General features: G+C 37.8%; 14 protein-coding genes. 8 read left to right on the top strand and 6 right to left on the bottom strand.

Annotated features, from left to right (window positions below):
* Positions 1 to 285: 285 nt before the first annotated feature.
* The gene (locus AC27IF_RS01515) at positions 286 to 3,486 is read right to left on the bottom strand and encodes an amidohydrolase family protein (RefSeq protein ID WP_487052201.1); all 3,201 of its coding nucleotides are present in this window, start codon (positions 3,484 to 3,486) and stop codon (positions 286 to 288) included.
* 298 nt (positions 3,487 to 3,784) lie between these two features.
* On the opposite strand from AC27IF_RS01515, the gene AC27IF_RS01510 reads away from it, so the two are divergent.
* Positions 3,785 to 4,507 carry a hypothetical protein gene (locus AC27IF_RS01510; protein ID WP_487051478.1) on the top strand — a complete coding sequence of 241 codons (723 nt, stop codon included), beginning with the start codon at positions 3,785 to 3,787 and terminating at the stop codon, positions 4,505 to 4,507.
* Positions 4,508 to 4,573: 66 nt separating this feature from the next.
* Here AC27IF_RS01510 and AC27IF_RS01505 read toward each other — a convergent pair whose 3' ends face one another.
* The gene (locus AC27IF_RS01505; protein WP_487052199.1) at positions 4,574 to 5,191 is read right to left on the bottom strand and encodes a flavin prenyltransferase UbiX; all 618 of its coding nucleotides are present in this window, start codon (positions 5,189 to 5,191) and stop codon (positions 4,574 to 4,576) included.
* 19 nt (positions 5,192 to 5,210) lie between these two features.
* Entirely contained in the window at positions 5,211 to 6,635 is a 1,425-nt protein-coding gene (gene mpl, locus AC27IF_RS01500; protein WP_487051476.1) for a UDP-N-acetylmuramate:L-alanyl-gamma-D-glutamyl-meso-diaminopimelate ligase, read from the bottom strand.
* 120 nt (positions 6,636 to 6,755) lie between these two features.
* Between mpl and AC27IF_RS01495 the strand changes: the two genes are divergently transcribed.
* Positions 6,756 to 8,669 carry an MOSC N-terminal beta barrel domain-containing protein gene (locus AC27IF_RS01495; protein WP_487051474.1) on the top strand — a complete coding sequence of 638 codons (1,914 nt, stop codon included), beginning with the start codon at positions 6,756 to 6,758 and terminating at the stop codon, positions 8,667 to 8,669.
* Positions 8,670 to 8,694: 25 nt separating this feature from the next.
* Here AC27IF_RS01495 and AC27IF_RS01490 read toward each other — a convergent pair whose 3' ends face one another.
* A complete protein-coding gene (locus AC27IF_RS01490) occupies positions 8,695 to 9,792 on the bottom strand; it encodes a DUF481 domain-containing protein (RefSeq protein WP_487051472.1) in 1,098 nt (365 codons plus the stop codon).
* 29 nt (positions 9,793 to 9,821) lie between these two features.
* Positions 9,822 to 10,934, bottom strand: coding sequence for a DUF481 domain-containing protein (locus AC27IF_RS01485; protein WP_487051470.1), 1,113 nt, complete (start codon positions 10,932 to 10,934; stop codon positions 9,822 to 9,824).
* Between the two features lie 259 nt (positions 10,935 to 11,193).
* Here AC27IF_RS01485 and AC27IF_RS01480 point away from each other — a divergent pair, with 259 nt between their 5' ends.
* Together AC27IF_RS01480 and AC27IF_RS01475 are read left to right on the top strand one after the other, a co-directional pair.
* Entirely contained in the window at positions 11,194 to 12,663 is a 1,470-nt protein-coding gene (locus AC27IF_RS01480; protein WP_487051468.1) for a NarK family nitrate/nitrite MFS transporter, read from the top strand.
* Between the two features lie 17 nt (positions 12,664 to 12,680).
* On the top strand, positions 12,681 to 14,465 hold the full coding sequence (locus AC27IF_RS01475) for a bifunctional protein-serine/threonine kinase/phosphatase (protein WP_487051466.1): 1,785 nt from the start codon (positions 12,681 to 12,683) through the stop codon (positions 14,463 to 14,465).
* Between the two features lie 14 nt (positions 14,466 to 14,479).
* On the opposite strand, the gene AC27IF_RS01470 is transcribed toward AC27IF_RS01475, so the two are convergent.
* Positions 14,480 to 14,710 (bottom strand): hypothetical protein, encoded by a 231-nt coding sequence (locus AC27IF_RS01470; protein WP_487051464.1) that lies wholly within the window; start codon positions 14,708 to 14,710, stop codon positions 14,480 to 14,482.
* A gap of 332 nt (positions 14,711 to 15,042) precedes the next feature.
* On the opposite strand from AC27IF_RS01470, the gene AC27IF_RS01465 reads away from it, so the two are divergent.
* From AC27IF_RS01465 to AC27IF_RS01450, 4 genes are all read left to right on the top strand, one after another.
* Positions 15,043 to 16,236 (top strand): alginate export family protein, encoded by a 1,194-nt coding sequence (locus tag AC27IF_RS01465; protein WP_487051462.1) that lies wholly within the window; start codon positions 15,043 to 15,045, stop codon positions 16,234 to 16,236.
* 155 nt (positions 16,237 to 16,391) lie between these two features.
* Positions 16,392 to 16,991 (top strand): anthranilate synthase component II, encoded by a 600-nt coding sequence (locus tag AC27IF_RS01460; protein WP_487051460.1) that lies wholly within the window; start codon positions 16,392 to 16,394, stop codon positions 16,989 to 16,991.
* 104 nt (positions 16,992 to 17,095) lie between these two features.
* Positions 17,096 to 18,241: an HDOD domain-containing protein gene (locus AC27IF_RS01455; protein WP_487051458.1), complete on the top strand. Its 1,146-nt coding sequence runs from the start codon at positions 17,096 to 17,098 to the stop codon at positions 18,239 to 18,241.
* A gap of 348 nt (positions 18,242 to 18,589) precedes the next feature.
* Positions 18,590 to 19,804 carry an aspartate aminotransferase family protein gene (locus AC27IF_RS01450; protein WP_487051456.1) on the top strand — a complete coding sequence of 405 codons (1,215 nt, stop codon included), beginning with the start codon at positions 18,590 to 18,592 and terminating at the stop codon, positions 19,802 to 19,804.
* The last annotated feature ends 52 nt before the right edge of the window (positions 19,805 to 19,856 follow it).

Below are 19,856 nucleotides of genomic sequence, written 5' to 3'. Positions count from 1 at the left end.
TTAGTAATACGACTACAATTATCTATAGCTTAATGAAATTGCCTCCCCTTGTACAGAATTATACCAATTGAAAATTAACGACGGTTACGACTAGCTTATTGAATAATATGCATTTGCCAAGACAAGTAAATGCTCACTTACCATACCTAGGTTAAGATTAGATTAAGGTTAACTATCAGTACTATTATAAAGGCGAAACTAACAAAAAAAGCACTATATCTACTTGATATAGTGCTTTAACGTAACTTTGATAAATGATTGTTGTAGACCTAATTCATCAATTTTTTAGTTTTCAAAATAAAATTTAGCTCGCTTGTTATCGTAGTTGCCAATTTCATCCATTGTTTCAGCATTATATAAGCGACCATTAATCATGGTGTACTGCACTTTATCACTTAAACGAATGTCTTGGCTCACATCACCATCAATAACAATCAAATCGGCTAATTTGCCAACTTTTATGGAGCCTAGTTGCTTATCCAAACCTAAGGTTTTTGCTGGCGCAATTGTCGCAGTACGAATAGCTTGCAACGGTGTCATTCCGCCTTGAGCCATCATCCACATTTCCCAATGCATAGCTAAGCCTTCACGCTGCCCATGGCCACCGGCATTAACTTTAATTCCTATATCTTGTAATTCTTTAGCCACCTTAGCTACTTGAATATGATTGTAATGATGCAATGGAGCTTTTGGTCTGCGCATCGATTTAGGCTGTAAAAACTCTGCAGGTACATACTGACTCAGGCGAGGGTGCAACCAAACATCTGTAGTGTCATACCAGTAATTTTCACCCCAAATACCACCATAGGCAACAACTAGTGTTGGCGTATAAGCCATATTAGATTGTGACCATAACTGTTTAACATCATCATAAATGTTTGCCACTGGAATAGAGTGCTCTAAGGTTGTATGACCATCAACCACCATAGTTAAATTATGCTGTAATAAAGAGCCCCCTTCAGGCACAACAAGCATTTCTAATTCTCGAGCTGCTTGAATGAATTGTTGCCTTTGATTTCGACGTGGTTGGTTATAACTCTTAACACTAAAGGCACCTGCTTTTTTCAAGCGCTCAACATGAAATTTAGCGTCCTCTAGATTATCCACATGTGCGGTATAACCGGCATAATTTGCACCATATAGTATTTTACCCGTAGAGAACAAACGTGCTGCGACTATGTCTCCAGCTTTTTGCATCTCACTAGCCGCAAAAAACTCATTAGTATCATTGGACGGATCATGGATACTGGTCACGCCAAGCGCTAAGCCAGCATAGTTTTTCCAGTTTTGTTGTGGGATGATTTGATTACTTCCTTGAGGGCCATGCGCATGGGCATCAATCAAACCCGGCATAATACTCTTACCTGAGATATCAAAAACTTTCGCTGAAGAAGGAATTTTCACTTCTGATTGCGTACCAATCGCTTTGATTTTATTACCTTCAACCAAAACAACACCATTTTCAATAACCTGCTCTCCTTCCATGGTAATGACTTTACCGCCAACAAATGCGATTACACCAGCAGGATTATCCACTTTTTTGCTATAACCTAGGTGAGTTTTGGTGACTGGTGACTTTTCAGCTGGCTGGTTTTTCCCATCTTTATTGCTTGCTGTAATAGCAAATAAATCAACAATACTTGCTTGATACAAATCAGCACCTAAACTCCAGTACAGTTTAGTAGAATCACCGTGCCAGTTAATGCCCTGTCCTGCACGTACTGATAATTGTTTAACTGGTAAATTGCCACCTTTAGGACCAATAGAGATAGCATCGCCTCGCTCAATAAACGGCGTTACGAATACTTTAAAACGCTCGGCAAAAGCTAAGTACTCACCACTTGGTGATACTTTATATTCTGTCGCAAATTTACCTTGATATAAAACTCTATCTTCTTTGCCATCAAGACTAACATAGGCAAGTTTTGGCTCTTCACCACCACGCATTACATAAATATTATCGTTACTAACACCAAAATGCGCTTGATAACCATTTTCCGTGATCAACACAGGCTTAGTTGTTTTTCGTTCACCTTTCGCTGAAACAGCATAAATTCCTGTATTTAAATCCCAAGTAGGGTCAGTAATATAACCACCTGAGATTTTGCGATATACCACGGTTTTTCCATCTGGTGAAAAGACTGGCTCAATGTATTTGCCTCTTTCCTTTAATAGCGTTTTCCCCTTTCCGCCACGGCTCGAGACAATACGAATTTGCCCTTGTTGTTGATCTTGCCATGTCGCATAAACAATTTGCTTGCCATCACGAGAGAAGCTCGGGTTTAATTCAAAATGAGACTTTTGCTTGGTTAGACGCTTGGCTTTCCCTTTAGCTTTACCGTCTACTATATTGCGTGTGTAGATATGTCCCATTGATTCAAAGACTACTTTTTTACCGTCAGGTGATATTTCAACATCCCTTAACATTTTCACGGTAAAGTTATCTTGTGGTAATTCTTGTTTAAACTGTAGCGCCGGTTGAATTTTTTTCGTGGTTTTGACGTGAAAATTGATCACCGATGATTTTTTTGATGCTAAATCAATACGGTTTATTTTGCCATTATTCCAAAACACTAAACTGTCACTATCGGGAGTCCAAGCAATATTAGGATAAACCCCATGGATAGCCCATGTTTCTTGCATATCACGCTCTAGATTTTCATAAATCAGCGTTTCTTCACCACTTTGTAAATTGTACAAATATAAATTAGTAGAAAAATCATCACGGCTAATAAACGCAATGGATTTACCATCAGGTGAAGGCGTTGGTCGAATTGCACCACCCTTACCACTGATGATGGTATCTATTTCACCACTGGCAAGTTCAAGACGTTTGATTTTATAAATGCCTTTAACTGAATCTTTTGAATAATGAAATGTTTTTCCAGGTGTGGCATCTTGAGAAAAGTAAACATATTTACCATCTGCAGAATATGCTGGCTCACCGAGATCTTTCTGATCGTTTGGCCTTTTAGTAAGCATGACACCACTGCCACCCGTTTTATGGTATAGCCAAACTTCTCCAGCACCTAGTGAGCGTGTGCTAGTGTAATGTTTTCGTCCAACAAGATAATTACCATCAGGTGACCAAGCTGGGCTATTTAATAAGCGAAACTCTTCTTTAGAAACCGCTTTAGCGTTATTGCCATCCCGGTCCATAATCCATAAATTATCCCCACCATCTTCATCAGATGTAAAAGCGATATATTTACCGTCGGGACTATATCTTGGCTGCATTTGCCAAGCAATATCTGTCATTAAAGGTTTAGCTGTGCCACCTTTAATCGGCATAGTATAAATATCGCCGAGCAAATCAAAAATTATCGTTTTCCCATCTGGGCTAACATCAAGGTTCATCCAAGTGCCAGAAGTCACATCAATGTTGACATCTTTAAATTCTCCTTGCGGAGAGTTTACTGACCATGGAGCTTTTTTATCTGCTTTATCCGCCTCAGCTTGTTTTGTTTCTACAGCACTTATCTCCATAGTAACAAGTAAGGTTGCACTGGCAATACATACTGACATTGCCTTTATCATCTTAGTTGGGAAAAACATATTTCAATACCTTTGAAAGATTATTATTACGGTTACATATAACCGAATTGCATACAATATAATGCATTTTCGCCAACACTAAAACATATTGATAAACAAAAGTGTAGCCGAATACGATAACTAGTATTTTTTTATCGATGGGTTAATATAGAACGAGTTTTATCTTTTAGCTTGCTCAGGTATTATTATCAAAACTTTGCTTTTTTTCAGCGTATTACTAGTAACATTTGTGGTAAATACTAAAGAAAACACGATAAAAAGAACTGAAACGCCTGCCAATATTATCACTGTGAATATCGCCGCATTAGAATTCAGTGGTGCAATACAGCAAAATTTATTAGGGGCGTTTGATATCATGATGGCGGATTTAGCTAAAGTAAGTAACGTTAATCAAATTTATCAAGTTTTCTCTCCCGCTCGCGGAGCAAAAATGCTATTTAGTCAACGTAGCGACTGTCTAATCCCTAGCAGTTTACATCCTCCCTATTTTACCGGTTTAAATGTTATTCATAGTGAGAGTTTTGCCCAAGTAAACTATCTTGCTTTTACCGCGCCAAATCAGAAAACCATTCACACTAAAGACGAACTCACTAACAAAACCATTGGTGTAATTAGAGATGAAGGCACTTGGAATTATGTGAAGCGGTTTAATATTAAGGGGGCTAAATATATACAAGTCAGTAATTTAGCTTTTTTAGTAGAAATGCTAAATCATGGTCGGATAGATGTCGCAATTCACGATCATGGTGATTTCATCAACATGACCGAGCACTTAAAATACCCTCAAGCGAATTATGACATTGGTGCTCCAATGGCAGTTGACCGCTTAGTGATCACTTGCCACGATAATGAAAATAATAGAGCCTACTTAAAAAGTATTTCACCTGTGCTAAACCATATAATTGATAACAATAAGATGTCTTATTATTTCCAAAAATCAAGCATTAACTAAGTTATACCAATCCACCTAAAGAAGTGATCACTTTCTTAGATGAAGTGTATTAATAACATTCTACAACTATTGCTGATAACCCCATCTAGGCATAATTTTTTGCTCTATTCCAAGATGATCTAACATTCGCCCCACCATAAAATCGACCAAATCATTAATGGACTCTGGTTGATGATAAAAGCCTGGCGCTGCAGGCATAATAGTAACGCCTTGCTGAGACAAACTTAACATGTTGGTTAAGTGTATGGTTGAAAAAGGGGTTTCACGTACAACTAAAATAAGCTGGCCACGCTCTTTAATCACCACATCAGCAGCGCGCTCAATTAAATTATCACTCATGCCCTGACTAATCGCTGCTAACGTTCCTGTTGAACAAGGACAAACCACCATTTGTTTCGGTGCTGCAGATCCAGAAGCAACCGGAGAAAACCACTGCTCCTTACCAAACACTTTTATTTGCTCGGCTTGCGCATTAAATTTTTTAATCAATATATCGCTAGCCGCATCTGGCGACGAGGGTAATTTAAAATTTAGCTCAGTATCCAAAACCACACGACCTGCACTTGAGCACAGCAGGTATACTTGATAATTAGCTGCGACTAAACATTCTAAAAGTCGTAACGCGTAGGCAGAGCCAGAAGCTCCCGTTATGGCTAATGTTATTTTTTTGTCAAATTGCGCCATGTTAATTTTTGCCACTTGCTTATCCATTTTGTTCATTTGTTAAATTACGATACTTACTGGTTAACGCCGATAATATTTTTTGATGAATATTGCCAAAGCCACCATTACTCATCACCACTATAGTATCACCCGCTTGGCTTTGCTCGCTAATTCTCATTACTAAGTCATCGATAGTTTGCTCTACTGTGCAGGTTTGTTGGCATTGATTAATAAGTTCACTTACTGACCACTGAATTTGTTCATCTTGAAAAATAAACACTTGATCGGCTGCTTTTAATGACTGTGGTAAAGCTTTTTTATGAATACCTGACTTCATCGTATTAGAACGAGGCTCTAACACAGCGATAAGACGACCTTTGCTATGCTGCTGTGCTTGACGAATATCAAGCTGCGCTCTAGCGCCGGCTAAAGTTTTAGCAATGGCTGTTGGGTGATGAGCAAAATCATCATAAAGACGAATATTATTCACCTCCCCTTTTAACTCGTATCGACGCTTAGTATTAACAAAACTTGCTAAGGCTTCGATAGCGATGTGGCTAGGTACCCCGGCATGACGTGCTGCAGAAATAGCCATTAAACCGTTATCAATATTAAAATCACCAATGAGTGGCCACGTTACTGTGCCCTGCTCTACACCCTTAAATGTCACGATAAACTGACTGCCATCACTAAGTAGTTTCTTTGCCTGCCAGCCTGACTGACAATCACTTTGCTCTGTTGGCGTCCAGCACCCCATCGCTATGGTGTCATTTATTGCCGGCTCATTTTTTGGTGATAATATCAAACCATTACTGGGTACCATTCTGACTAAATGATGAAATTGTCGCTGAATCGCCGCTAAGTCATCAAAAATATCACCGTGGTCAAATTCCATATTATTTATCACTAACGTTCTTGGTCGATAGTGTACAAACTTAGAACGTTTATCAAAAAATGCTGTGTCGTATTCATCTGCTTCGATAACAAAAAATGGGGCATTGCCTAATCTAGCTGAACTATCAAAATTTTGTGGCACGCCACCAATTAAAAAACCCGGTGTCAAATTGGCATATTCTAAAATCCAAGCTAGCATGCTACTGGTAGTTGTTTTGCCGTGCGTTCCAGATACAGCTAACACCCAACGATCTTTAAGTACATTCTCTAATAGCCATTGTGGACCCGATATATAAGGGATATTACGGTCCAGCATATATTCCACCATAGCATTCCCTCGTGACATGGCATTACCGACAATAATGAGATCTGGCTCATCATCAAAATGTTCGATTTTATAGCCCTGCTTTAATTCGATGCCTAACTGTTCAAGTTGTGTACTCATAGGTGGGTAAACATTAGCGTCACAACCACTGACTCGGAAACCAAGCTCTTTCGCTAAAGCTGCGATGCCGCCCATAAACGTACCGCAAATGCCAAGAATATGTATATGTTGAGTTTTATTTGCCATAAAAAAGAAAAAGAAACATTAAATAAGATGAAAGATAATGGTGGTTAATATACCTTATAAAGCAATGCTTGAGTGCAAAATCATTTTACCTGTTTAATTTTAACGCAAATCGGATAACACATGTCAAAAAGCAACGTTAGCAGCCTTTATATTTACCCTATCAAATCAACAGCAGGAATTGATATCCCGGCTGCACAAGTCACTGAATTAGGTTTGGACTTTGATCGACGTTTTGTTTTAAGTGATCCAACTGGGCAATTTATTACGGCTAGAACAGAGCCTAGATTATGTTTAGTAAAAACGGAGTTAACTGAGCAAGGTTTATTGATAACTGCAGAGAATATGCAGCCACTAACGTTATCGTATGCAGAATTTACTAACCAATATCAGCAAGTCAATGTTTGGGGAGATGATATTGACGGGCAGCTATGTTCTTCATTAGCTAGCCAGTGGTTTAGTGACTATTTACAACGACCATGCCAGTTACTATTTTTCGGCTCGAAATCACATCGAGAGAGAAAACCAGGCACAGAAAAAGCGCGAAAAGTCGCTTTTTCCGATGGTTACCCGTTATTGTTAATTTCTCAAGCTTCACTAGATGATCTAAATCAGCGTCTTGCAAACCAACAAGTTGATAGTGTTTCCATGGCGCATTTTCGCCCTAATATTGTCGTTGAGGATTGTTCAGCCTTTGAAGAGGATACTTGGCATCATATTCGAATTGGCGAGGTTGAATTTATAGTTAGTAAACCTTGTGAGCGATGTATATTTACCACGATAAATCCTAAAACAGCTGAAAAAAAACAAGAGTTTCAACCATTAAGAACATTAAAATCTTTTCGACAAACGTTACAAGGTGAAGTGATGTTTGGACAAAATTTAATTCCTCTTAACCAAGGACAAATAAAGCCAGGGGATAAAGTAGTCGTGTTAAGTAAGCAAAAGCCACTAACCTTCAAAGAATCTCAAATAAAACCAGCTACACTCATAGATAAGGCAAATAAAACCGAACAACAATTAGGGCAAGAGATGCAACTTACTTGTCAGCAAATAATACCGGAAACCCATGATGTAAAAACCTTTGTATTTTCTTGGTGTGGTGACAGCCAAGTTACACAATTTGCCGGCCAACACATTAGCTTCAAAATAAATATTTTCGGTATTGAGCAAGTGTGTTGTTACACTATATCTTCCCCACCTTCGGTAAAAAAACAACTGCAAATAACCATCAAACGTGTTCCAAATGGTAAAGTATCAAATTTCTTTCATGATCATTTCAGTGTTGGCGATACGGTAACGTCACGAGCACCAAGTGGTAACTTCCATTTGCCTGAAGTTATACCAAGAAAAGTACTCTTATTATCTGCTGGTAGCGGCATAACTCCCATGTTGTCAATGTTGCGTTTTATGACAATGCAACAAGTAAAAAATCAAATTACCTTTTTTCATAGTGCTCATAGTGAAGATGATTTAATAGCCCAACAAGAAGTATCTGAATTGGCAAAGCAACACGGTAATTGCCAAATAAACTACACATTAACTCAGCGAGTTAAACCTCAATGGCAGGGTTATCAAGGGCACTTAACGGAAAAAATGTTATCAAACATTCCTGATTTATTAAATTATGAAGTGTATGTTTGCGGCCCAGAAGGATTTCGACAATCCGCACAGCAGTATTTAATAAAACTTGGCTTGAACAAAGAGCAATATCACTATGAAATTTTTGGAAGTAAAAAGACAATGAAAAGCACTGAAAAACCGACTAATAATGAAGTTAAGATTCATTTTGAAAAATGGAATAAACACTATAAAACTAAAAACCAAAAGACGTTATTAGAGCATGGTGAAGATGCTGGCCTAATCTTGCCTTATTCATGCCGAGCTGGCATGTGTAGTAACTGCAAAGCCAAGCTCATCAAAGGAGAAGTAACACAGTTAGCCACTGATGGATTAACGGCACAAGAAGTACAAAACGGCTATATTTTATGCTGCTCTAGTATACCGAGAACCGACGTAACCATAAAACATGATTAACCCGTGAGGTTATCATACTTTATCATTAAAATTGATAACCAAAACTAACCGCTAAGCGATAATCATTTGACTCAGGAGTTTCATTTTCAATAGCGACGACAGGTTTAGCAATTCTATCGAGATAAAACATGATATCTAAATCAAGATCATCTATAAACTCAAACTCAAATCCGGTTTTAAAGTGATGGTTGCGCTCACCAGATTCTTCACTTACAAACTTCATTTGATAATCCAGTATAAAATCTATTTTACTAGATATTTCATAATCAAATAAGGTACTTAGACTTAATGCGCCGCTATTATCAGATGTTGTAGCAACCGCTGAATTATATTTAGTGGCTAGATAACTTGGTCCTACAGTAAAGTCCCATTCAATGCGTTTAGTATTAAGAATATGATAACCTAAGCTGCTACCAATACTATTGCGTACATCTATATTTTGCTGTAAATCACTGTAATTTTCATACTCGATAACTCGCCAGAAAACATCAGCACTGATAAACCAATCAAGATAAGTCGTTAATCGTCTGGTGTTGATAGAAACTTGATTGGTATCTTCAAGCGTATTTTCACTATAAGTAAAGACAAAATCAGCTTTCAAACGCGTCGTGGGTGTTCTGCGCTGAGCTTCGGCGGTGACGATATAATCAAGCTGATTTGAATTGCCTTGACTATAGTCAATACCAATACTGACTTTTGCATCCCATAAGTCTCTTCGTGTATCTGCAGCCGAAGTAATAGAAAGTAAATCAGATAACGGAAAGTTTTGCTCAGTACCGGCACTAATGAGCTTTAAGTGCCCTTCTTTAACGATGAGAAACCCTTGCACAATTCGGCCATCAGCTAGACGAATTTGTTGATCAAACCGACTGCGTAATTCGCTAACATCTTCCCAGTCGAAAAACTTAACGCCAAACTCATCACTGTCAAATTCAAGCTCATCATCATACATAGAGATGATGTCACCTTTTAGCCATTCTTCAGAAGTCAGTTTTAACCAATCAAAATCTTGACTAAAAACCGGTGTTGGTTTTTGCCAAACAGGAAAACCTTTACCTGTTGTTTGCGCTAAAACAGTTTCATTTAAACCAAATAATAAAACACAAACGACAAATTTAACCATGAACTTCAAAGACAACCTACCCTAAAAAATTAAAAATCGTAGCCTAAACTAACCACAAAGCGATAATCATTTTTCTCAGGAATGTTATTATTTTCATCAGAATGAGGGTTCTCTGTTCGATCTACTGTAAAAGCCAAATCAAGATCAAAATCATTAGCAAGCTCAATTTCTAAACTGGTTTCAAAGTGATGCAAATATTCACCTGATGTTTCATTGACAAATTGAATTTGATAAGAGGTTTCAAAATCAATATCACTAGTGATTTCGTAAGTAAAATCTGTTCCTAATACTAAACCGGGGGACGTTTCACTTTGTTTTTCATCTCCAGTTACAGTCTTAAAGTGTGTTTTTTGATAACTAGGACCAGCATTTACATCCCATGAAGTACGACTATTATCAATCATATGATAACCAACACCGACACCGTAACTTACCCGATAGTCTACATTGAGAAATTCATCACTGAAATATTCAAAATCCATTGCTCTTAAGAATATTTTTTGACTAAAAAACCAATCATAAGTCGACGTTAGCCTACTACTATCAGCGGTGGTTGACTCAACTCCGGTATCTTGGTCTTCAAAACGACTGTAATTGGCAGTGTAATCCGCTTTGAATCTGCTACTCGAACTTCTTCGTTGTACACCAGCATTGATTGTATAATCAAATTGAACGGTATTACCACGACGAAAATTAGTTCCCAGTTTAATATAACCATCCCATAAATCTATTTCATTTTTTTCCGATGATGCGATTGAAATTAATTCTGAGAGTTTATAGTTAACTGCTTGACCATTTTTCACTAAAGTTAGCTTACCCTCTTTGACGACAAGGTATCCTTCAGCAATAGTGCCATCAATCATCCGAATACTAAGAACATCTTTACTTCTTAGCTCTGCTACATCATCCCAATCAATCGTTTGCATATCGAGCTCATCACTATCAAACTCGAGCTCTTCATCGTACATTGAAACGATATCGCCTTTTAACCATTCATCGGAGCTCAATTTTAACCAGTCAAATTCTTGCTTAAAAACGGGATTGGGTTTCTGCCAATTTTTCTCATCAGTCTTGGTTTCAGCTATTGAAATACACGGTAACAAAACCAGTAAAATCAATACAGAATTCAACGAGTTATTCATTTATAGGAAGTCCTTTACATAAAATGATTATCAAAGTAATCACTTATTGTAACAGCATAAAAGTCACTACGACAAGCTTTGCACTTTAGCTGTGCAACATAGTGGAAACAGTGCAAAAAAACAGAACACATATAGACAGAAAACATATAAACATCTGATAACAATAAATAAAATTACTTTTACGTATTGGCACTTCACTTGCTCTATATCTGTTAATTTAACTTTATCATCTACGTACGACTAGAAATAGGAATTACTTATGAGTACACAAGCGGGCATTAAGCTTCTGTCATTTACCGGTAAAATGAAAGTTTTACACTTGAGCTGGATAGCGTTCTTTATCACCTTTGCAGTATGGTTTAACTTTGCACCATTAGTATCTGTTGTTGCAGACTCTCTTGGTTTGACAAAATCAGAAATTAAAACCTTAATGCTACTTAACGTTGCATTAACCATCCCAGCACGTGTTATTATCGGGATGTTAACGGATAAATACGGCCCTCGTTTAACTTACGCTGTTCTGCTTGCTGTATGTAGTATTCCTTGTTTCATGTTCGCTTTGGCTGACTCGTTTGAACAAGCGGCAATTGCTCGTTTCTTACTAGGTTTCATCGGCGCAGGTTTTGTTATCGGTATTCGTATGGTATCTGAATGGTTCCCTGCGAACGAATTAGGTACAGCTGAAGGTATCTACGGTGGTTGGGGTAATTTTGGCTCTGCCGCTGCGGCAATGACCTTACCGACTGTTGCATTAATGTTTGGTGGTGATGACGGCTGGAGATATGCAGTTGGTATCACGGGTGCGTTAAGCTTAGCATTCAGTTTTATTTGGTATGCAAACGTAACAGATACCCCTAAAGGGTCAACATACTTCAAACCTAAGCAAACAGGTGCGATGGAAGTTACTTCTAAAGGCGACTTCTGGTTACTACTAATCATGAAATTACCTATGTATGGAGCGTTAGCGTTATTAACATGGAAGCTTTCTCCAGCAGGTGTTAGCTTATTAACTGAAAGCAGTGCTTTAATTGCTTATATTTCATTGGTTGCATTATACGCGTTAGAAGTTAAGCAAACCATCAAAGTAAATGGTCACGTATTCAAAGAGCCTGTCGCTGAAATTCACCGTTACAAATTCAAGCAAGTGGCGGTATTAAATATTCTTTATTTTGCTACGTTCGGCAGTGAATTGGCTGTAGTATCTATGTTACCGTTATTCTTTGCTGAAACATTTGAAATTAGCATGGTTTACGCAGCAATGCTTGCTTCAACCTATGCATTCATGAACTTAATGTCTCGTCCTGGTGGCGGTTGGTTATCAGACAAATTTGGCCGTAAGAAAACCTTATTAATTTTAACAGCTGGTTTAGCGATAGGTTACTTCACTATGTCGGCTATCGATAACAGCTGGCCAATTGTTTTAGCTGTAATTGCAGCCATGGCATGTTCATTCTTCGTACAAGCAGGTGAAGGTGCAGTTTTTGCTGCCGTACCATTAATTAAACGTCGTTTAACGGGTCAAATTGCAGGTATGACAGGCGCTTATGGTAACGTTGGTGCTGTAGTATACTTAACAGTATTAACAATGGTTGATTACTCGACCTTCTTTACCGTGATTGCAATTACCGCAATTGTTGGCTTTATTACTTTATTGTTTATGGAAGAGCCTAGCGGTACTATTACTGAAGTGCGCGAAGACGGCACTGTTGAACTGATAAAAGTTCACTAAGTAGGTCCTATAACTTGATGACAAATAATACCAGCAATGAACGGGGAAAAGCGAAAGCATCCTGCGCGAACTTAAAACTTGGATATGGTGGATATTCTTGCGCAGGAGTTAAGGCAGAAAATCAAGATGCTTTTGCTGCGTTTATCCCTCAAAATAGTGAGTTAAGCTCAAAAGGCGCCATTGCTTGTATTGCTGATGGAGTTTCAAGCGCGACTAAAGCCGCTGAAGCTTCACAGCTAGCTGTCACTCAATTTATTGGTGATTATTATGCCACGCCCGAAACGTGGTCGACCAATAAATGTGCCGCTAAAGTCATCACTAGTTTGAATCAATGGTTATTTTCTCAAAATAGTAGCCTTGGCGGTCATCATTACTCTGAACAACAACACCAATGGCTAACCACTTTTTCAGCCATGATACTTAAATCGGCAACCGGTTATATTTTTCATGTTGGCGATACTCGAATTAGTAAATATCGACACCAGCAGTTAGAAGCTATTAGTCAAGATCACAATTGCAAACAAGGCTCGAACTCTATGGTTCTTACCCGAGCTTTAGGCGCTGATTCTCGATTACAAGTTGATGTACATCAAGTAGACTTGCAAGCAAATGACATCTACCTACTAACTTGTGATGGTGTACATGAGTTTTTATCTGCTAAACAGCTCAAAGCAGCGTTATCGACATTGTCCTCTTCTCCTGACAATAAAGAGTTGGAACAATTAAGTGAAGTTATTGTTAAACAGGCTTTAGCTGCTGGTAGTGATGATAATGTTAGTTGTTTACTGGTATTTATACATGATATCCCTAACAAACAACTAGCCGAAATTGAGCGCGATTTAAGACAAAAATCCATTCCTCCTGCCTTAGAGGTTGGCCAATCTATTGATAGTTATCAAGTCAAAAAGATTATCCATGCTAGTACTCGCTCTTATTTATATTTAGTTGAAGATACTAACACTGGTGAGCAGTTAGCGTTGAAGGCACCTTCTGAAAATTTTGTCGATGATGCAATTTATCTACAAGCATTTATGCGGGAAGCCTGGCTTGGTACACGCGTAAAACATGAAAATGTGATGATAGTAAATGGCATTAATGATGGTAGTGATTTTTTGTACCATACCAGCGAATATATTGATGGTCATACATTAAGTCAGTGGATGTATGACAACCCTAAGCCTAGCATTGCCCAAGTTAGGGACATCATCAAACAGGTTATTTCTGCCTTACGTGCATTCCAACGCCTCGATGTCGTACATCGAGATTTAAAGCCTGATAACATCATGATAGACAAATATGGACAAGTGAAATTGATTGATTATGGTGCGGTATTTGTTGCCTCACTCGATGAAAATCAAGAAACACTTACGGAAACTATCCCTCAAGGCTCAATAAATTATGTCGCTCCTGAGACTCAACTGAGTATGCAAGCAAATCATCTAAGTGATCTTTTTTCACTGGGTGTGATTTGCTATGAAATGCTAACAGGGCAATTTCCTTATAAGCCACAATCTAAATCAATAAACTATAATAGCTACCAACAATGGCACTACCGCAGTGTAAAACAGTACCGTCATGATCTCCCTTTATGGGTGGATTTAACTTTACAGCAAGCCACCCAACCTAATCCGACTATGCGTTCACAGGCATTTTCTGAATTTTATAGTAATTTAAATAAACCAAATATCGATGCAATTAAGGACTATAAAAGTCAGCCTTTATTAGAGAGAAATCCAGTACGGTTTTGGCAAGGTGTTTCTACGATATTGTTGATTTGTTTAATAGTCTCATTAATAAATTAAACGGTACTTTGTTTTTAATTGCGGGTTTTTATCGCTGAATTGTGATCTATTTCTCCATCCTCATCGATTGTGATCGCAGTATCATCCATTTGTACTACGGCTAACTTTCCGTCAGGTGTTTGCCTTACAAAAGAAAGTGTATAACCAAAATGACTAATCTCACTTAATGAACATTGTTGAGCGACACTCAATTCCTTTAGTAACTGCTTTATCTTTGCTTCTACTTTACGTCTTTCTTCTGGCATTAAACTTCTCCTAGTTGAACCACGGACAAACTACCTTTACAAAACAGTGATAATCAAGCCGAACACTCTACTTCAACAATAGCAGAGAAGTTGAAATTAACAATATTTGTCATAATGTTGTAGACTTCTCTGCGTAGAGTGATGTTGTAAAAAAAGTTTGACGTAAATCAACATACCGTTGCAAAGATGTAACTTATTGCAATCAATTGATTAAAATCAAACACTAAATTAGACAGAGTTTCTAATATGAGCTTAACGAGTACAAAAACAACAAAAATAAAGTACTGGCTTCTATTTATCAATGATTAAAACATAAACCTAGGATGAACCTTATGAACCAGAACTACATCAACACAAAACAGTTTAGTCTCTCACTTTTAACAATGGCGATGTTTTCCGCACCAATGGCGTTTGCAGCGGAGCCAGCTCATGGAAAAGGAATTACCGAAGCATTAAGTGACAGTACAGTACAATTATCATTTCGTGCTCGCTATGAAGGCGTAGATCAAGATGGTATTGACGAAAATGCGGATGCCTTAACAGTAAAAAGCCGAATAACAGTCAATACCGGTAGTTATCAAAATTTTTCTCTCGGTTTAGAAGTAGATAACGTTAGTGCCTTAGTTGATGACTACAACAGTAATAGAAATGGCCAAACTGAATACCCTGTTGTGGCCGATCCAAAAGGAACCGATGTTAACCAAGGTTACTTAAAATACGCAAACAGTGGTTTTAGCGCTATTGTAGGTCGCCAACGTATTTTACATAACAATCAACGTTTTGTTGGTGGTGTTGGCTGGCGTCAAAACGAACAAACTTATGATGGTGTTCGTGCTCAATATAATACCGGCGCATTTTCAGTAGATTATAGCTATATCCATAATGTTAATAACATTGTCGCCAAAAATGACAGTGGTGACTTTCATTTGGCTAACCTAGGCTACAAAATAAATAAAGCCCATAAAGTCTCAGCATTTGCCTACATTCTAGATTTTGATGCCGCTGCAGCTAATTCTAGTAGCACTTATGGCGCTTTATATAATGGTAAATTCGGCCCTGTATTTGTTAATGCCAGTGCAGCTAGTCAAAGTGACAATGGCGATAATCCAAATAGTTATACCGCTACTTATTTAAATGCTGAAGTGGGTTCAAAGTTCTCCGGAATCACTGTTTTAGGCGGATATGAATTACTCGGTAGTGATAATGGTGTTGGTTTTAATACGCCATTAGCAACAAAGCATAAATTCCAAGGTTGGGCAGATAAATTCTTAGGGACACCTGCTGATGGTATCCAAGATATTTATTTAACAGTTAAAGGGGCTGTATCGGGTGTGAAGCTTAGCGCAACTTATCACAACTTAACCTCTGACGTTAATAGTATTGATTACGGTAATGAACTCGATTTAGTAGCAAACTACAGCATTAACAAAACCTATGGTGTTTTGCTTAAATTCGCGAATTACAGCGCTGATGATCATGCGACAGATACCAATAAACTTTGGTTACAGGCAACGGCTAATTTTTAATTAATCACAAATTCCTAGTCAAAGCACTTGTTAACCAGCAAGTGCTTTTTTGTGTAAACTGCTTTATATATCTAACTACATATATAAATTCCGATTGTCCTGAGCTTGTTGAAGGATTAGAATAGCCGCGTTTTCATTTTGCTAGGCTATTTACTTTGTTATTAATGATCGATAATTACGACTCATTTACCTTTAATCTGATGCATTATTTTCAGGCATTGGGTCAAGAAGTGAGTGTTTTTCGTCATGATGAAATAGATATTGCTACCATTGAGCAATTAAAACCTGAGTTTATTGTTATCTCTCCTGGTCCTGGGGAACCTGACGAAGCAGGTATTTCGTTAGCTGTAGTTAAGGAGTTCTCTGGAAAAACACCTTTGCTTGGTGTTTGTTTAGGGCACCAATGTATTGCACAGCACTTTGGCGCCACGGTAAAAAAAGCACAACGATTAATGCATGGCAAAACGAGTTTAATAACCCATAACGCTAAAGGGCTATTTCATCAACTTAAACAGCCATTACAGGTTACTCGTTACCACTCTCTTATTGTCGATGAGCAGACACTCTCTGACGATTTTATTATTAGTGCTTACAGTAGTGATTGCCATCAAAGTAAAAAAGAAATTATGGCCATGGAGCATAAGTATTTACCTATTTATAGCGTACAATTTCACCCTGAAGCTATTTTGACTGAACAGGGTCATCAGTTATTACAGAACTTTTTAACTGCCAGTCGTAAACATAATGTTAAATAATTAAAATAAAACCATAAAATTAATGCTTTATTGCTATAAGACGATAAACTTAATAGACCATCTTAATATATTGACCTGACTTCTTACTATTTTCGCTAAACACTATGCAAATTTTTGACACCAATGACACTATTTCAACCATACATCAGCGCTCTTTAAGCTTATGTATTAGTAAGGACTTTGCTGGGCAACAGCACGGTAAAGTTAATATTGTCCAGTTTCAAGGTAGCGAGCAAGAGAACCGTCGTCGGGAGCTATTAGCCGTAGAAATAAAAGCTCAACAAGAAAAAATTGTCGCTGCCCATGGCGAAGAGCATTTTCGTAATCAAGTGATGGAGCTATTTTATTCACAAGTGCGTAGCCAAGTGAATGAAGAGTTTGATAACAAAACTAACCTTTATAGCAATGTACTTTGTGTTGAAGATGCTGCCCCTACAATTTTAGAGTTATTGTCGCTTAGAGCCACCTCTATTAATAGAATTAAGCCACTGGCAACGTCTTTGTCATGGTTATCAACAGATCTAGTTAGCTTGGTGAATAAGCCTCAATACAGAAAACGTGCAGATGTTCAGGTTAATGATGCTAGTTTAGCGTTGAGTTACATTGGTTTAGATAACTTAAAACTGGTTATGCCTACTTTTATATTAAAACATTGGTTACCAAAAAGTACCACGCCTTATGGCTTAATGAAGAGAAAGCTTTGGAATGACAGTCTATCTATCGCTCTTGCATCAAGTGCTTTGGCACAAGAGCAAGGGCTAGACCGCTACACAGCTTTTACCACGGGTATGTTATCTAATATTGGACAAATGGCTGTGACTCGTTGTTTTTTAACAACGTATAACGATATGTATAAAGAAGAGCTACGCCAAGCCTTTGAAGCCAAAGATAAGCGTTTACATAATGTACTCGTAAAAGTGGATAACTCACCAGAATTATTACTAGAACAACTAGTGTTGCGAAGTAGTAAATTATCTGCTGACTTAATTGAATTAATGCAATTCGATCGATTACAAATAACTGAAGCAATGTTTGATTTAGCTTATTCTGAAGATATCAGTAAAATGTGTCCAATTGCTCAATTGGTCGCTAAAGCTAAAGCGTATGTAAATTATCGCAGCTTAACCAAAGCGTCTTTAATTAATGATGACGAAACTAAAGAATTATTTGAATTGGTCAAGCTTAATAAAGATGAAATATCATTATTAAATAAAAGCGATATTAATCATATTAAGCTCAAATTTAATTAGATTTAGACAAAATACCAGCAAATAAGCTAAATTAATTTTGTGTATTTATGAAGTTTGCTGTTAATTAATTCTTAGCACCCAAACTCAACCCCATTATGAAACCATCACAACAAGTACATTTCAACCATCACCTATAAATATTCACCTTTGCTGAATAAAACCTGACAAACCGTTGATTTATATAGCCTACAGCATGATTTGACGAGACAAAGCTAATAAAATCTGACATACTTACGCTCTATTTTTAAGCGCTAAGCAATATTTTCAGCATAAATATTATATTACTTATATACTAAAATTTAGCGCTATCTAAGCAACACACAACCAGCCCATTTTGAGGAGTTTACAATGTCAGAACAGTTTTCTGTAAATCGCGAGTTATTTGATGATGTCATGGTGCCTAACTACGCACCTTCAGCGGTAATTCCAGTTCGCGGTCAAGGCTCTCGAGTATGGGATCAACAAGACAATGAGTATGTTGATTTTGCTGGCGGCATTGCAGTTAGTAGTTTAGGTCATTGTCACCCAGCATCAGTAGCCGCGCTAAAAGAGCAAGGCGAGAAAATATGGCATTTATCGAACGTGATGACTAATGAACCTGCCTTACGTTTAGCTAAAAAACTTGTCGATAGCACTTTTGCTGACAAAGTATATTTTGCCAACTCAGGTGCAGAGTCAAACGAAGCTGCACTTAAACTTGCTCGTCGTTGGGCATTAAATGAATTCGGCGCTGACAAATCGCAAATTATCGCCTTTAAACAAGGCTTTCACGGTCGTACTTTCTTCACCGTGACCGTAGGTGGTCAAGAAGCATACTCTGCTGGTTTTGGCCCTCGCCCTGCTGATATTGAACATGCTGAATATAATAACTTAGACAGTGTTAAAGCACTTATCTCTGATAACACTTGTGCCATCATGGTTGAGCCATTACAAGGCGAAGGTGGCATTGTTTCACCAACACCAGAATTCATCCAAGGGTTACGTGATTTATGTGATAAACATAATGCATTATTAATTTTTGATGAAGTACAGACGGGTGCAGGTCGTTTAGGGCCACTATATGCATACATGGATCTTGGCGTAACTCCAGATATCTTAACCTCTGCAAAAGGCTTGGGTGGCGGTATTCCAATTGGTGCCATGTTAACAACAACTGATATTGCTAAACATTTAGTGATTGGTACTCATGGTAGCACTTATGGTGGCAACCCTTTAGCTTGTGCTGTAGCTGAAGCTGTACTTGACGTTATCAATACACCAGAAGTTCAAAGTGGTGTGAAAGCTAAATCACAACTTTATATTGATGGCTTAAATGCAATTAATGCTAAGTACAATGTATTTAAAGAAATACGTGGTAAAGGTTTATTAATTGGTGCGGTTTTAAATGACAACTACCAAGGTAAAGCAAAAGACTTTTTAAATGCCTCAATGACCGAAGGTGTAATGGTATTAGTTGCCGGCGCAAGTATCGTACGTTTCGCACCATCATTAATTATTGCTGATGAAGATATAGTAGAAGGGTTAGCTCGTTTTGAAAAAGCCGTTGCTACTTTAGTTTCTTAAGTTAAAAAACAGCCTACCGATTGCTAACGTTTTACAAAGAAACGTTAGCAAT

Source organism: Colwellia sp. KS18-150, assembly GCF_057551365.1.
This window is presented reverse-complemented; position numbering and strand designations above follow the sequence as displayed.